The following is a 15,951-nucleotide window of genomic DNA, read 5'->3' on the forward strand; positions in this document are numbered from 1 at the left end:
GCAGTGAACCCATAGGCATCAGAACAGAAAGGAGTGCCCGTGAACCCGGCCACTCAGCACACCCCATCCCTCTCGAAAAGCCCTACAAACCAGACCATCTCCCACAGGCCCGGCCGCGGACCGCGTGACGACCGCCCGGCACCGCCCGCCCAACCCGGCGACATCCGTCGAATTTTCAGCCTTTTCGCCCGCTTCCGGGCCCAGCTCGGGCTGGTCGCCCTCCTCATCGTCGCGTCGTCGTTGATCTCGCTGGCCTCGCCCTTCCTGCTGCGCGACATCCTCGACGTCACGCTGCCGAACCGCGACACCCGTGGCACCGTCCTGCTGGCTGCCGGCATGATCGCCGTCGCCATCAGCACCACCGTGCTCGGCGTCGTCCAGTCCCGGCAGTCCACCCTCGTCGGGCAGGGCGTGATGCACGGCCTTCGCACGTCCGTCTACTCCCACCTGCAGAAACTCTCGCTGAGCTTCTACACCCGCACCCGCACCGGCGAGGTGCAGTCCCGCATCGCGGGCGATATCGGGGCCATGCAGGCCACCGTCACCAGCACCGCGACCAGCATCGTCTCCTCCGGCACCACCGTCATCGCGACCTTCGTCGCCATGCTAGCGCTGGACTGGAAGCTGACCCTGGTCTCGCTGGTCCTGGTCCCACTCTTCGTCTGGATCTCCCGCCGCGTCGGCGGCATGCGCCGTCAGATCGCCACCACCCGCCAGGAGCGGATGGCCGACATGTCGTCCATGGTGGCCGAGTCGCTGTCGGTTTCCGGCATCCTGCTGACCAAGACCATGGGCCGCAGTGCCGAACTCTCCCAACGCTTCTCCGATACGTCAGCCGATCTGGCCGATCTCGAGGTCCGCTCGGCGATGACGGGCCGCTGGCGTCAGTCCAGCATCGGCATCATCATCTCGGTGCTGCCGGCCGCCATCTACCTGGCCGCCGCCTTCACCGTCTCCGGAACCACCGGGGTGGTCTCTGTCGGCACGCTCGTCGCGTTCACCACGCTGCAGGGCCAGCTGTTCCGCCCGATGATGCAACTGCTGTCCACCGGCGTCGACCTGCAGACCTCGCTCGCCATGTTCCGACGGGTCTTCGACTACCTCGACCTACCCATCGACATCAAGGAGCCGGAGCAACCGGCCAGGCTCGAGAACGTCAGCGGGGAACTGCGTTTCAACGACGTGACCTTCGCCTACCCGGGCACCGACACCAAAACCCTGCACCACATCGACCTGACGGTTGCCCCCGGCACCCATGTCGCCGTCGTCGGCGCCACCGGGTCGGGCAAGACCACCCTCGGCTACCTCGGAGCCAGGCTCTACGAACCGGACAGCGGCTCGGTCACCCTCGACGGTGTCCCGCTCGGCGAGCTGACCCAGGTCGACCTCGCCGGTGCAATCGGCATCGTCTCGCAGGAGACCTACCTGCTGCACGCCTCGATCGCCGACAACCTCCGTTTCGCCGCTCCGGACGCCACCCAGGACGACCTGGAGGAGGCGGCCAAGGCGGCCCAGATCCACGAGCTGATCGCCGGTCTGCCGGCCGGCTACCAGACCGTCGTCGGTGAACGCGGATACCGCTTCTCCGGTGGCGAGAAGCAGCGGCTGGCCATCGCGCGGATCATCCTGCGCAATCCGCAGGTGCTGATCCTGGACGAGGCCACCAGCGCGCTCGACACCCGCACCGAGGCCTCTGTCACGGCAGCGCTCGCGGAGCTCGCCGAAGGTCGCACCACCCTGACCATCGCCCACCGGCTCTCCACCGTGCGTGACGCGGACGAGATCGTCGTGATGGACCACGGTCTGATCGTCGAACGGGGCACCCATGACGAGCTCCTCGACGCCGACGGCCCCTACGCCCGCCTTGTCGCCCGGGACGCTCGGGATTCCCGAGATGCCCCGGAACGCTCGGCCGGTCGCGGCCTGAGCGACCGGATCGCAGTAGCGTAGGAAGATGCACCCACCACAGGTGATCGTCGCACTCTGCGGACTACCCGGGTCCGGGAAGAGTGCCCTGGCCGAAGATCTCGCGAGAAATTTGGGTGCACCGATTCTCTCGGTCGACCCGATCGAATCGGCGATGGTGCAGGTCGGGCTGCCACGAAGCGAGACCACCGGCATCGCGGCCTACGTGGTGGCCGAGACGCTCGCGGCCGAGCAACTCGCGATCGGGCTGTCCGTCGTCATCGACGCGGTCAACGATTCCCCACTGGCCCGGCAGCAGTGGGTGGGACTGGCCGAGAAGTCCTCCGTCTCAATGATCTTCGTCGAGGTCCGTTGCTCCGATCCCGCCGTCCACCGGGCCAGACTGGCGGGCCGGCAGCGCGACCTGACGGGCATTCCCGAGCCCGATTGGGCCTCGGTGCAGGCCCGCCGCGCCGGCCTGGAGCAGTGGACCGACCCGCGGTTGATCGTGGACTCGATGGACTCGAGGTCACACAACGTCACGCTGGCCCTGCGCCAGATCGGGCAAAGATCGACCGAACGCGACTGATACCCCGGTGGCACCAACGGGGGACGTCTGGCAATCTTCGGTCATGACTGCTCCGTACGCGAGTCACACCCCCGCTGCCGATTTCCGTCAGCGTGCCGGAAGGCACCGTCGTGCAATCTGTCCAGCGGGGGTCAGAGGCGCGGTCGCCGTCGTGCTGGTGGCAGCATTGATGTCCATCGTGTTGCCGTCGTTCTCCGAGGCAGCTTCCACAGCGCCGCAGCAGATCTCGGCCTCGACGGTGGCAGCGCCCGCCGCGATCAACGGTGTACGCAGCACGAAGGTCATCGGCTACAGCCGTCAGCATCGTCCGATCGTGGCCTACGAGATGGGCAACCCGGCGGCGCCGTTCCGGACCGTCGTGATGGGGTCGATGCATGGCTACTACGAGCGGGCCGGCGAACAGGTCACGGCCGCCATGCTGAAACTGCCCATCCCCTCGTCGATCCACCTCTGGGTGATACCGACGATGAACCCTGACGGCGATGCCCTCCACCAACGCGGTAATGCCAGCGGCGTCGACCTCAACCGGAATTTTCCGGTCGGATGGACGTACGTCCCGCCCAGCAGCGACAAGTTCGGCTCGCACTACTCCGGCCCCGCGGCGCTCTCCGAGCCCGAGACCCGCGCCATCTACAGCTTTCTCGGGACGATCAAGCCAAATCGGATGGTCTCGATGCATCAACCGCTCGACGGCGTGGACACCACCGACGGTGGTGCCCGCGACATCAGTTTCCGCAACGCGCTGTCGAGCGGACTCGGCCTGCCCCTCAAGGCCTTCACCTGTCTCTCGACCTGCCGCGGCACGATGACCCGGTGGCTCACCGCCGCCCAGACCGGCGCCGCGATCACCGTGGAGTTCCGCCAGGACGAGTCGTCGTCCTACCTCACCGGACAGGTTCCGCGGGCTATCCTGGCCGCTCTGGCCATCGGGGTGAAACTGCCCCCACTGCCGGTGATGTCGGGGCATTTGGACACCATCCGGGCCACGCCGGGCGCCGTCACGGTGATCGGCTGGGTGCTCGACCCACAGCGGACGTCGACGCCCGGGTCCGCTTCGGTGACGGTCGACGGTGTCTCGAAAGGCATTGTCAGCAGCAATGTGTCGCGGCCCGATGTGAACAGGTCCAAAGGTGTGACCGGTAGTCACGGCTTCTCGTTCTCGGTGAGAGCCACCCCTGGCAACCGGCGGATCTGCGTATACGCCCGTTCGGCCGGCAGTACCTCGGCCACCGCCCTGCTGGGCACCTGCCACGTGGTGACCGTCTGGCCGTTCACCTTCGACGGCAAGGTGGATCGCCTGACCGGTCAGGTGGGCGCCGTCCGGATCGTCGGCTGGGCGCTGGATCCCCTGTACCCGGCGAGGCGTGCGTGGGTGCGGATCTTCGTCGACGGCAGGGCTGCGTCGGACGTCAATACGTCACTGGTCCGGGCAGACGTCAACCGGGCCCGGAGCGCGACGGGCGCCCACGGGTTCGACGTCACGCTGCGCGTCAAGCCGGGGAATCACACCATCACCGCCGTGCCTCTGCAGATCGGTACCTCCACGCTGCCCGCTCGGCTGCGCGCGGTGACCGTGACGGTCGCGGTGCCGGCGAAATAGGGCCCTCCCGCACCACTCCCCGCGCTGCCGCCAGGGAGGCTCGCCGTCAGCGCCGCCCCGCCCTTCGCTGAGTACAACGGGACATCGGCCGCCCTGGTTCGCCAGCCGGGGCGCAACCCGCGGCCACGCCGCACGGACCTGCAGATCGCCGCGACTGCAGTCGGCCACGGCTTGATGTTGCTGACCAGAAACGGGAGAGACCTTGCCGGGCTGCGATCCGCGCCCGAGGTGGTCAACATGCCCAATCGACTTCCACCCGGCCAATACTCGTGACGCCGGTCCGTGTCAGACGAGGGCAGGCTGCGCGACCTTGGGTGCCGGGATGGTGATCACGGTGAAGAGTTTCTCGAGGGCCGACTCGACCTCGGCCTTCCACCCGATGCCGGCAGCGAGCTCGAAACGCAGCCGGGGGTAGCGACGGTGCGGCGCGATGTCGGCGAAGCCAACGGCCCTGGCGAACCCGGCGGGCAGCAGGCAGCGCGGAATCTCCTCGTCCGGACCACGCTGCTTGGCCCTGGTCATGCGGCCGGGCACATCGCTGTCAACGCCGTCCTCCAGCCCGAAGAGTTCGATCGCCCGCACTCCGCGGCTGGTGAGTGTCTTGACCACGCCGTTCATCAGGAAGCGGGCCAGGCCCTGCCCCTGGAACTCCGGCAGGATCCGGGCGGTGGTCAGCAGGACCGCGTCAGGGGAGACCGGGGCGGTCGGGAAGGCCGCCGCACCGGGGACGGCGGTCGGCGGGGCGTAGAGCGCGAAGCCGGCGGGCTGGTCGTCGACGGTGACGATCTGGCCGGCAGAGCCCCAGGTCAGCATGACTCCGGACAGCCAGACCTCCTTCTCGAATCCGGCATGGTCGGCATCGAGACCGATGGCCGCCGAGGACGGCAGTTCCCAGTTCACGCAGGAGCGGCACTGTTCGGGGATCTCGCCGATGCTCGACATCGACAGCGGGACCAGCGCTCTGCTCGTCTGCGGCCCCATCGCGTGTCGTGGTCCCTTCTGTTGCGTTGCCTGTGGCCGGGTCGCCTTGCCGGCCATCTTCAAATCCTCGCCGTGGTCGCGCAGCGCAACCTTCACAGAAGCAGCGCAACCTTCACAGAATAGGGCGGCCGGATGTCGACACCGTGCCCGGCGACCGAGGTGCGGCTTGCTGGGTCAGTGGACACGCCGACCGGCAAGCCACGTGCCGGACACCACTGCGGCCCGGAAATCGGCCGTGTCCGCGGTCCGCAGGTCCGTCCCCAACCAGACCAGATCAGCGACGGAACCGACCGCGAAGGTTCCAGCATCGTCGCGGAAAGCTTGCACCGCAACACCTCTGGTGTAGGCAGTGACGGCCGTCCGCAGGTCGATCCGCTCGGCCGGATACCAGCCAGCGGCCGGCTCTCCGTCCGGGGTCTGGCGGGTGACCGCGGTGGCGATGCCCTCCCGCGGTGATAGATCCGTCACCGGCCAGTCGCTGCCGAAACTGACCAGGCCGCCATCGGCGACCACGGACCTGATCGGGTACTGCAGCGCCGCCCGCGTCGGCCCGATCCGCGGGATGGTGAGCACCTCCTGCAGCGGGTCGGGCTGGGCCCACAACGGTTGGAAGCACGAGATGACGCCGAGTGCGGTGAGACGGCCGAGATCAGCGGGGTCGATCACCTGCAGGTGCGCGATCACCGGACGCAGGTCCTGCGCCCGGATCGTGTCGACGGAGTGCTCGATGGCGTCCAGCGAGTCCCGGATCGCGGCATCCCCGATGGCGTGCAGGTGCACCTGGAAGCCGGCGGCGGAGAACCCCGCTACCGCCTCCACCAACTCTCGACGCGTCCAGTTCGGCAGGCCGTGGCTGTGCGGGCAATCGTCATACGGTTCGAGCATCGATGCAGTCCCGGACTCGATGACACCGTCGACGAAGAACTTGATGGTGTGGGCGGTCAGCGTCGGGTACCCGGCGGCCTGCACCCGCGCCCTGATCCGGGTGAACTCGGCGATCTGCTCGCGCCAACCCGCCTGATCGGCGCGCAGCGCCATGTTGACGGCCACGCGCAGGACTCCGCCATCGGCGGCCGCCAGATAGGCCTCGACCTCGGCCGGCTCCACCCACGCGTCCTGGACCCAGGTGAGACCCGTTGCAGCACAGGCGGTGGTAGCGTCATCGATGGCGGCGAGCTGCATCGTCAGCGACGGACGTGGCATGGCGGCGAAGACGGGATCGGTGGCGCCCCACTCGCGCAGGGTGCCCACGGGCGTCCCGTCGGGGGTGCGGACGATGTCACCGTCCACCGGATCCGGAGTCTGCGCGGTGATGCCCGACCGCTTCAGGGCCTCGGTGTTGCACCACAGCGTGTGATAGTCGGTGCCGCGCAGCACCACCGGTCGATCCGGCAGGATGTCGTCCAGCCACGACGCCTGGAAGACGCCGTCCTCGATCAGCGCCAGATCGAAGCCGCCGCCGTAGACCCACTCCGCGTCCGGATGGTCGGCGGCCCAGCTCATCACCCCATCCAGGATCGCCGCGACGGAGTCGCCGCGCACCGGTGCGAAGCGACCCTCGAGGCCGGCCTGCAGGGGGTGGGCGTGCCCGTCACCGAAGGCCGGGAGCAGGGATCCGCCCTGCAGGTCGACCCTCTCGACGTCGGCCGGTGCCTCGAGATCGTCGTCCACGGCGGCGATCCGGCCATCGACGACCAGCATCTGCCCGGTACGTGGTGCCTCCCAATCGGCCGGGCTCCACAGCACTCCACCTGTGAACAACACGCTCGTCACATCGGCCCTCCGGTTTGCTTCTCCACCATCTGCCAGGACGCTACGCGACGCCCTCCTCCAAGACCGGGGATGTCCCGTAGGTGACATTTCGGGTTCCGCGGGTACTGGTGTGCGTGCACACTGACCACGCACAGAATTCACATCGCTGGTCTCCCAGGGAGTCACCATGACGCAGGTCGACCACACCAAGCCCGCCGAGCCGGCCGATGCGCCGAATCCGCGCCGAAGACTGCCGCGTGGCTTTCCGTTCTTCGCGATCATCGCCGTCGCCGTGCTGGCGTTGCTCGCGGGCGGGGCCGGTGGTTCCTACCAGGGCAAATTGTCCGAGGTGCAGAAGAACGACAACTCGTCCTACCTGCCGGCGTCGGCGGAGTCGACGAAGGTCAGCGCGGAGTCCGGTCAGTTCAACAAGTCCCAGTCGATCCCCGGATTCGTCGTGTTCCACCGCGACTCCGGGCTCACCGCCGTGGACAAGACGGCCATCACCACCGCCTTCGGCAACGTCTCGAAGCTCAAAGGTGTTGACCAGCAGGCAGTTGCCGAGCCGACGTACTCGAAGGACAACACCACCGCGTCGATCTACGCCCCGCTCATTGCGAATCAGAACGGCGTCGCCGTGAACGGCAGCACCCTGTCCGACAGCGAGAACGCAGTCATCGCAGCGGCTTCCGCCGGTCTTCCCGCCGGGCTGGCCGTCCATCCGGCCGGCGCCGGCGGACTGCTGGTGGCCTTCATCGGGGCCTTCGCCGGACTGGACGGGACCCTGCTGCTCGCCGCCGGCGGCATCGTCATCCTGATCCTGCTGCTGGTCTACCGCTCGCCGGTGCTCTGGTTCTTCCCGCTGTTCTCGGCCGTGCTGGCGCTCGGGCTGTCGTCGCTCATCATCTACTACCTCGCCAAGAACGGCGTCCTCACGCTCACCGGCCAGAGCCAGGGAATTCTGTCCGTCCTCGTGCTGGGAGCAGGTACCGACTACGCCCTGCTGCTCATCTCCCGCTATCGCGAGGAACTGCACAACTACGAGCATCGATTCGACGCGATGATCAAGGCCTGGAAAGAATCTGCGCCGGCGATCTTCGCCTCGGGCGCCACCGTGATCATCGGACTCCTGTGCCTGAGCTTCTCCGAACTCAACTCCAACAAGAGCCTCGGGCCGGTCTCGGCGATCGGCATCGGCTGCACCCTGCTGGTGATGATGACGTTCCTCCCGGTGTTCCTGGCCCTGGCCGGACGCTGGGTGTTCTGGCCCCGTCGGCCCACCACCGCCACCCCCGCCGCGGAGCCGGGCACGACCGGGATCTGGGGTCGGGTCGCTCGTTTCATCGGGTCGCACCATCGACGGGCGTGGATCGGGGCGGCGGTCCTGCTACTGCTCTGCCTGCTCGGGTTGAGCGGGTTGAAGACCGACGGACTGACCACCGCGCAGGGCTTCACGAACAAGCCCGACGCCGTCGTCGGTCAGGAGCTCTACGACTCCAAGTTCCCGGCGGGAACGGGTGCGCCCGCGGTCATCGCGGTGAACGCCGCTGCCGCGGACAAGGTGATCGCCGCGGTGGCAACGGTACCCGGGGTCGCCACCACTCGCGGATCCGTCTGCGTGCAGATCGACTACGCCAAGATCGCCGCGTTGGGCGGCGGACAGGGCCGTCCGGGGGCCGCGGCTGCCACGGGATGCCCGCCGGCGCAGTTGCAGATCTCGCCCATCAACGGGCGGACGATCGTCGATGCCACGTTGGCCGATTCCTACGACTCCCCGGCCGCCTACGCGACGATCGCGCGGATCCGGGACGTCGTGCACGCGGTACCCGACGCGAACGCGCTGGTCGGCGGACAGTCCGCAGCCACCCTGGACGTGCGTGACGCCTCGGTGCACGACCGGAACCTGATCATCCCGATCGTCCTGGTGGTGATCTTCCTCGTACTCGCGCTGCTGCTCCGCGCTTTGCTGGCTCCGGTCCTGCTGATCGCGACCGTGGTGTTCTCGTTCTTCGCGACCCTCGGCGTCTGCGGGTGGGCGTTCAACCACGTGTTCGGTTTCGCCGGCGCCGACCAGTCGTTCCCGTTGTTCGCCTTCGTCTTCCTCGTCGCACTCGGGATCGACTACAACATCTTCCTGATGACGAGGGTGCGCGAGGAGACCCTCGAGTTCGGTGCGCGGCAAGGGGTATTGCGGGGGTTGGCGGTGACCGGCGGGGTGATCACCAGCGCCGGGGTGGTGCTCGCCGCGACCTTTACGGTGCTCGGCGTCCTGCCGCTGGTGTTCCTGGCCGAACTCGGTTTCGCCGTCGCGTTCGGCGTGCTGCTGGACACCCTGATCGTCCGCACCGTCCTCGTCCCCGCCCTTGCCCACGACATCGGCCGCAAGATCTGGTGGCCCAGCAAACTCGCCTCCGGCCCCCAGTAGCCCGCGGATCCGTGTGGTGCGCACACGGATCCGTGTGGTGCGCACACGGATCCGTGTGGTGCGCATACGGATCCGTGTGGTGCGCATACAGAACTGCCCTGCGCATATGAATCTGCCATTTGGGGCCCGAAATCGCGGAATTCGGTCGCTCCTGTATGCGCGGTGGTGACGGCGCCGAGTACTTCGCTTCATCGCCGGCCGGCCCGGCTCGGAATGGCCCAACCACGGGGACGGGCCAGGCCGAGGACGGGCCGCGCATACAGGACCACCCATCTTCGGCCCGTAGCGGCTGGAATCAGTCATATCCATATGCGCCGGGCAGTCCTATATGCGCACACCAGGCGCGGCCACACCAGGCGGGGTCCGGCCGCGCACCAGCCCAGCCGGCGCGGGCAGAGGACACCGCGGCAATGTCACTCGGTGCGGAGGGCGGCGGGGCCGGTGGTGGAGCGGAGGCGGGCGGCCGACCCGAGAGCGATCAGCAACGCAATCACAAGCGCCGACGCCGTGCCAACCGCGATCCACCCACCGATCGGAGCCACGAAACCGTCGTGTCGCAGATACTGGACGACCTCGGCCAGCACGGTGCCCACCACCACCGCGACCACCACGCCGACCACCACCGGCATCAGCACGGCATGCAGCACCGAGCGAACCAGCACGCCCAGCGGGACGCCGGACGCCCGGGCTATCGCGAAGGCCCGCCGCCGCTCGCGGATCTGCTCCGACGCCATCAGCCATTGCCCGAGCGCACAGATCAGCAGCGTCAGCGCGCCGGCACCGAGTAGCCCGGCCCGCACCCAGGGAACCGCGGAGTTCGACGCCTGGCTCAGGGTGGACAAGCTGAACAAGGTGTAAGCCCGAGAACCGAGCCAGGACAACGCTTCCTGCGCCCTGCTCACCGACGACCCGGGAAGGTCGACCGACACCTGCACCGACTGGGACGACGCCATCTCGGCCGGGAACTCCCGAGCGGCGGCCTCCGGGGTCAGGAAGAAGTCCGCAGTCGAGAAGAACGGAAAGTTGCTTTCCAGTACGCCCCCAGTGGCCGTCGTCATGCTCCGAGGGGCCGTCGTCACCTGCAGCCCGGCCGGCGGAGTCCAGGACTGCTGCGCGCCGAGGTTGAACTGGATGAGATACGGCGCAGCCGGCAGCGGACCGGCGGCGGCATCGTCGACCCGGAAGACGTCGCCGTCGCGGCAGCCGCTGGCGACCGTCATCAGCCGAATCGCGTCGCAGTTGGCCACTGTGAGATTCGGCCGTTCCCCGGTGGCGCTGCCACCCAGGCCCGTCACCAGGGTCGCCGAACGAACGCCCGGGACACTGTGCAAGGAGGTGTCGACCCGGCTCCACTCGGCCGGAGTCAGCGACAGCAGCCACCCGCTCTGCACGGATGCGGCATTCTGGCGGGCCTGGACAGTGTCGAAGTTGGAGGCCGACAGCATCGTCATCAGCGTGACAAAACCGGCGAGCACCGTCGCGATGGCGGCTGCCGCTCTCGTCGTGGAAGCCCCGTCCTGCACAATTCGCTGCCGCGCCAGCAGGCCGGAAATGCTCCCGCGCGGCCACCAGCGGGCCAGCCTGTCGGTCAGCAGTCCGACCAGCGCGGCCACGCTGAACAGTGTCAGCGCCACCACGACGCACATCTCGACGGTGCGGTCGACGGTGTAGCCGTAGTCGGGGGTGCCACCTTCCCGCCAACCGGCCCACCCCGTGACGACGGCGGTCAGACCAAAGAGTGCCAGCCGCCAGCCGAGCCGCGGTCCGCGCCGTTCCCGCCCCAGCACGCCGAGCGGACCCACCGCGCTCTGCCGAAATCCGAACAGGGCCGCGGCGACCGCCAGCACCGGGACCCCGATCAAGATCACGATTCCCCACACCGCAGTCGGCCGGACGTCGGCGACCTGCATTCCGCGGCCGCCGATCCGCACGACGTCAACCAGCAACCGGGATGCCCCGTAGGCACCGACGGCCAGCGTCACCCCGACGACGGCCGCAATCAGCGCCTCACCCGCCACCAACAGGCGCAATCTGCTGATGGACGCGCCGAGCAACCGAAGCGTGGCGGATCGGCGATCCCGTCGGGCGGCCCCGATCCGACCGGCCATCGCGACGAACAACAACAGCGGCACCATGAGGACGGCGGCCCCGGTGATCAACAACGACCAGACCGACGGCAGAAGGGTGGCATCGCCTGCCGTCCCTCCCCAGCCGCTGATCGTCTGGGACTCGGTCAGTGGACCGCTGCCCTGGTAGAAGTACAGATCGTCGCGTCCGGGGAGGACGCCCGGATCGATGGTGCCGACCACCGTTCCAGTCAGTACCGCCCGGAAGGTGGGATCACTCATCCGCGCCTGCAGTGCTGGTGAGAGCAGCAGTTCACCCGGCGACGGCAGGCGCGAGATACCAGGCGGCACAGCCGTTGTCGCACCGGCGATGTGAACCAGTTCACCCGTGACTACTTGGCCGTCGATGGTCAGCGTGGTGTCGAGGAGCTGGATCGGTCCCGTCTGGCTGTACAGCGGAAGCGAAGGGGCCACCCGGACGTTCCTCGCATGCAACGACGGTTCGATGCTGGCCAGGGCCAGCAGGACGAACGCACACAGGGCGACGCCAAGGGCCATCGCCAGCATGCGGAACACGTTGCGTCGGTCGGCGACCGCCATCGACAACGCCCATCCAAGCGCCACCCCGGGGTGATCGCCCGCGGCTCTCACCGAGGTGGCCGGCACCTGCTCCAACGGTTGTCGGGTCGGCATCACCGGTCCCGTACCGACTCGCTGGTCAGACCGTCCCGAACGATCACCTCGCGGTCGGAATAGGCCGCAACCCGGGACTCGTGCGTGACCAGCACCAACGACGCCCCCGTCTCGCGTACCGCCCTGGTCAGCAGCCCCATCACCTTCTCGCCCTGGAGGGAGTCAAGCGCCCCGGTCGGTTCGTCGGCGAAGATCACCGACGGACCGCCGATCAGGGCCCGCGCCACGGCCACGCGTTGCGCCTGCCCGCCCGACACCTGACCCGGCAACTGGCGACCGACCGCCGCCACGTCGAGTCGCTCCAGCCACTGGTCGGCCACCAGCTCAGCTGCCTTGCGGCTCAACCCATCCAGCCGCAGAGGCATCGAAACGTTTTGCCGGCACGTCAGTTCCGGGATCAACTGCCCGAACTGGAAGACGAACCCAAACTCTTTACGGCGCAGTTCAGATCGCTCCCGATCGGACATGGCGCCCAGTTCCCGCCCGGCGTAGGTGACCGAACCCGAATCAGCGTGCAGGATTCCGGCCACGCAGTGCAGTAGCGTGGACTTGCCTGACCCGGAAGGGCCCATCACCGCGACGATCTCGCCCGCGCGGATGCTGAAGTCGGCTCCACGCAGGGCCGGCGTCGGACCGAACGACTTGACCAACCCGGTCGCGCTCAACAGCGCACCCGTTCGGCTGGTCGCGACGGCGCTGACGTTTCCACGCGCCGCGGTCATCGGTCCGCCAACCCGGGCTGTTCGGCCAGCTCGGCCAGGCGGGAAGCCGTGATGTCCAACCACTTCAAGTCTGCCTCCAGGTGGAAGAGTGCGTGATCGCAGATGAGCTGATCGGCGAGATCGCCGGTCTGCTTCCGCCGGGTGTACTCGCGCATGGCACCCAGGTGCTCGGCGCGCTGGGCATCCAGGATTTCTCCTGCGGATCGATGAGACATCAAGGCCACCAACACTTTCGTGTACAGCGTGTTCTGGAGGTACTCGGCGGGACGCTCTGGCGTCCGGAGCCAATCGTCGAGATCCGTGACTCCGGCGTCGGTGATGTTGTAGCGCTTGCGATCCGGGCCGTCCCCGGCCTCCGACCCCTCGACGGAGACCAGGCCGTTCTTGAGCAGCCGGGCGAGCGTGGCATAGACCTGGCCGTAGGCCAGTGGCCGTTCGGACCGGAAGAGCTCGTCATGCGCGCGCTTGAGGTCATAACCGTGCGTGGAGCCCGTCTCGAGGAGGCCCAGCAACGTGCGAGACACCGACATGCGGCAGACAGTATCAGGTGTCTACACGCGATGTATACCTGTCATGAATAGACCTGAAAGTGCATCGTGCCCACAGCGTCCGTCCCACTCGGGTCGACGATGGTCGCCACCGCTCGGATATCTGCCTGTCGGCTCGTTCACCTGTCTACTCGTTCACCGGTCTACTGGGTGACGAACGAACCAACACCTGACGGCGAAGAAGTTACAGTTCGGGTCGTGCCACATCCGCCGACCGCCGAGCTGAACTGGTGGCAGGCCGGACTGCTCGCCGTGGCGCTGTTCCTCCTGACCTTCGCACTCAACCGGTTCGACGTCGCATGGGTGCGAAAGGTGACGCCGTTCCTGAAGGAAGCCGGCATCGTCGCGCTGCTGTTCGCGCTCTGGCAGCGGGCCGGTCAGCTGTCGCAGACCAGTACGACCCAGGCCTTCGACCGCGGCCGCTGGATCGACGAGGCCGAGCGATTCCTGAACCTACCGTCAGAACGATCGCTGCAGGTCGAACTCGTCGATCATCCGATGCTCGGCCAATGGGCCAACCTCTACTACGCGGTGATGCACCTCAGCACCACCGGCGTCATGCTGTTCTGGCTGTTCTGGCGGCATCGCGACAAGTACCCGCGGGTGCGCACCGCTCTGGCCCTGTTCACCGCGCTGGCGCTGCTGGTCCAGCTGATCGCCGTCGCGCCGCCGCGCCTGATGCCGGAACTCGGCTTCATCGACATCGGAATGCGCTACGGGCAATCCGTGTACGGGACCGGCGGTTTCGGCGCCCAGGAGTTGCTGGCCATGCCGTCGGTGCACATCGGTTGGGCGGTGGTCGTCGCCGGCGCCGTGATCTACGCGAGCCCCAGCCGGTGGCGCTGGCTCATCCTGCTGCACCCGCTCGTCACGCTGTACGTCGTCACCGCGACCGGCAACCACTGGTGGTTCGACAGCATCGCGTCCGTGCTGCTGCTGGTCCTCGTCGTTGGCGCCCAGAACCTGTATTTCGGCCGCATCGGTCAGCGCGACCCTCCGGCGACCGGCGGCGGAGCCAACCGCATCGAGCGGTGGAGGCGGCCGATCCCCATCAGAAGCAGAGCCACCACCCAGATCCCGATCAGCGCTCCGATGACGAACGGGAAGAAGCCCGAATCCGAGGTGTCCAAGATCGAGTAGATCGGCGATCCGTCGGCATTGCCCTTCATCACCGCGAAGACCAGGTACGCCAGCGGCGCGGCCGGGGCCGCGATCACGTGCCACCACTTCACCGTCTCCTGGTTCCGGCCGACAGCGAACCAGTCGACGAGCAGTGCGAGCGGGGTGAAGATGTGCTCGAACTTCGACCAGGACTTGTCGAGCTGACCGGCCATCACCAGGTTGTAGACGCCGAGAGTGACCAGGACCAACAACAGCACCGACATCCTGACGAACGGATCCGGCTCGTCCAGGTGCCGACGTCGCGCCAACGGGATGATCGCCGCCAGCAGGAAGTAGACGCCGGCGATCAAGCTCCCGAGCTGCGACAACTCCTCGAGATGCCAGGAACCGAAGGCATCGTGCGCCAGGAACAGACCGGTGAAGGCGATCGCCGAGACGGCCAGCTTCCAGATCACCGTGAAGGCAACCTGGCCTGACGACGGCTGCGGGCCCGGCTGCGGGCCCGGCTGCGGCATCATCGGAGGCGCATAGCCGGCCCGGGACATGGGCGGCTGCTGCCAGCTGGCCGGCTGCGGCGCCCACCCCGGCACACCGGCCTGCTGCGGCGCCCACCCCGGCACACCGGCCGGCTGCGGCGGACCGGCCGGCCGTTGCGGATAGACGCCCTGCCCATACCCACCCTGCGGACGCCAACCCGGCGCAGTGGCCGGTGGGCCGTAGGGCCTCGGGGGGACAGGTCCGTGCGGGTGATCGGTCATCGGGCCAGTATCGCCGGGCGGCGATACTGCTAGCGTCGATTCGTGGAAATCCAGCGACAGCGGGTGATCGGGCTGCTCGGCGGCATGAGCTGGGAGAGCAGCGCGGAGTACTACCGGCTGGCCAACGAGCTGGTCCGAGAACGTCTGGGCGGGCTGCACTCCGCCAGATGTCTGCTGGCTTCGGTGGATTTCGCGGAGATCGAGCAGCTGCAGGTGGCCGGAAACTGGGACGAGGCCGGACGGACGCTGGCTACCGCGGCCAAGAGCCTCGAGGTGGGCGGCGCGGAGGTGCTGGTCCTGTGCACCAACACCATGCACAAGGTGGCCGATCAGATCCAGGCCGAGATCGGCATCCCGCTCCTGCATCTCGCGGACGCCACCGCAAAAGCGGTGCAGCAGGAAGGAGTCCGGATCGTCGGTCTTCTCGGCACCGCCTTCACCATGGAGCAGGATTTCTACCGGGACCGGCTGGCAGGTCACGGACTCGAGGTGCTGATCCCGCCGCCGGAGGATCGCGCCGAGGTCCACCGCATCATCTACGACGAATTGTGCCTGGGCGTCGTGTCCGCGGAGTCCCGGCAGGTGTACCGCGAGGTGATGGCAAGGTTGGTCACGCAGGGCGCGGACGGAATCATCCTGGGCTGCACGGAGATCGAACTGCTGGTCCAAGACGGCGACACCACCGTGCCGGTGTTCCCGACCACCGCCCTGCACGTCGAGGCAGCCGTCACCTGGTCACTGTCCGATGCCCAGGAGTCCCAGCCCACAGCCTGAAGCCAAAGGAGCGCAA

General features: G+C 67.9%; 11 protein-coding genes and 1 pseudogene. 6 read left to right on the plus strand and 6 right to left on the minus strand.

What is annotated here, in order from left to right; genetic code table 11:
• The first annotated feature begins 96 nt into the window (after window positions 1-96).
• The 3 genes from ABIB25_RS25070 (at window position 97) to ABIB25_RS25080 (ending at window position 4,094) form a co-directional block, all read left to right on the plus strand.
• Complete coding sequence (locus ABIB25_RS25070; protein ID WP_354531312.1) at window positions 97-1,950, plus strand: ABC transporter ATP-binding protein; 1,854 nt, start codon at window positions 97-99, stop codon at window positions 1,948-1,950.
• A gap of 4 nt (window positions 1,951-1,954) precedes the next feature.
• On the plus strand, window positions 1,955-2,494 hold the full coding sequence (locus ABIB25_RS25075) for a P-loop nucleotide/nucleoside kinase family protein (protein WP_354531262.1): 540 nt from the start codon (window positions 1,955-1,957) through the stop codon (window positions 2,492-2,494).
• 169 nt (window positions 2,495-2,663) lie between these two features.
• Window positions 2,664-4,094: a M14 family zinc carboxypeptidase gene (locus tag ABIB25_RS25080; protein WP_354531263.1), complete on the plus strand. Its 1,431-nt coding sequence runs from the start codon at window positions 2,664-2,666 to the stop codon at window positions 4,092-4,094.
• A 285-nt stretch (window positions 4,095-4,379) separates the two neighbouring features.
• On the opposite strand, the gene ABIB25_RS25085 is transcribed toward ABIB25_RS25080, so the two are convergent.
• Both ABIB25_RS25085 and ABIB25_RS25090 read right to left on the minus strand, forming a co-directional pair.
• Complete coding sequence (locus ABIB25_RS25085) at window positions 4,380-5,171, minus strand: GNAT family N-acetyltransferase (protein WP_354531264.1); 792 nt, start codon at window positions 5,169-5,171, stop codon at window positions 4,380-4,382.
• Between the two features lie 78 nt (window positions 5,172-5,249).
• The gene (locus ABIB25_RS25090; protein ID WP_354531265.1) at window positions 5,250-6,848 is read right to left on the minus strand and encodes an amidohydrolase; all 1,599 of its coding nucleotides are present in this window, start codon (window positions 6,846-6,848) and stop codon (window positions 5,250-5,252) included.
• Between the two features lie 166 nt (window positions 6,849-7,014).
• Here ABIB25_RS25090 and ABIB25_RS25095 point away from each other — a divergent pair, with 166 nt between their 5' ends.
• Window positions 7,015-9,252: an MMPL family transporter gene (locus ABIB25_RS25095; RefSeq protein ID WP_354531266.1), complete on the plus strand. Its 2,238-nt coding sequence runs from the start codon at window positions 7,015-7,017 to the stop codon at window positions 9,250-9,252.
• Between the two features lie 413 nt (window positions 9,253-9,665).
• On the opposite strand, the gene ABIB25_RS25100 is transcribed toward ABIB25_RS25095, so the two are convergent.
• The 3 genes from ABIB25_RS25100 to ABIB25_RS25110 are packed head-to-tail and all read right to left on the minus strand — an operon-like array spanning window position 9,666 to window position 13,263.
• Window positions 9,666-12,011, minus strand: a complete 2,346-nt coding sequence (locus ABIB25_RS25100; protein ID WP_354531267.1) for an FtsX-like permease family protein — start codon at window positions 12,009-12,011, stop codon at window positions 9,666-9,668.
• The gene (locus ABIB25_RS25105; protein WP_354531268.1) at window positions 12,011-12,733 is read right to left on the minus strand and encodes an ABC transporter ATP-binding protein; all 723 of its coding nucleotides are present in this window, start codon (window positions 12,731-12,733) and stop codon (window positions 12,011-12,013) included. Before ABIB25_RS25105 ends, ABIB25_RS25100 begins: the two co-directional genes overlap by 1 nt.
• Window positions 12,730-13,263 carry a PadR family transcriptional regulator gene (locus ABIB25_RS25110; RefSeq protein ID WP_354531269.1) on the minus strand — a complete coding sequence of 178 codons (534 nt, stop codon included), beginning with the start codon at window positions 13,261-13,263 and terminating at the stop codon, window positions 12,730-12,732. Before ABIB25_RS25110 ends, ABIB25_RS25105 begins: the two co-directional genes overlap by 4 nt.
• 99 nt (window positions 13,264-13,362) lie before the next feature.
• Between ABIB25_RS25110 and ABIB25_RS25115 the strand changes: the two are divergent.
• A pseudogene (locus ABIB25_RS25115) lies at window positions 13,363-14,220 on the plus strand (phosphatase PAP2 family protein); the annotation flags it as partial.
• Between the two features lie 44 nt (window positions 14,221-14,264).
• Here the strand turns inward: ABIB25_RS25115 and ABIB25_RS25120 are convergent.
• Window positions 14,265-15,161 (minus strand): Pr6Pr family membrane protein, encoded by an 897-nt coding sequence (locus ABIB25_RS25120; protein ID WP_354531270.1) that lies wholly within the window; start codon window positions 15,159-15,161, stop codon window positions 14,265-14,267.
• A 42-nt stretch (window positions 15,162-15,203) separates the two neighbouring features.
• On the opposite strand from ABIB25_RS25120, the gene ABIB25_RS25125 reads away from it, so the two are divergent.
• Window positions 15,204-15,935, plus strand: coding sequence for an aspartate/glutamate racemase family protein (locus ABIB25_RS25125; protein ID WP_354531271.1), 732 nt, complete (start codon window positions 15,204-15,206; stop codon window positions 15,933-15,935).
• The last annotated feature ends 16 nt before the right edge of the window (window positions 15,936-15,951 follow it).

Origin of the sequence: Nakamurella sp. UYEF19, from assembly GCF_040546275.1 — a bacterium.
Classification (GTDB): Bacteria; Actinomycetota; Actinomycetes; order Mycobacteriales; family Nakamurellaceae; genus Nakamurella.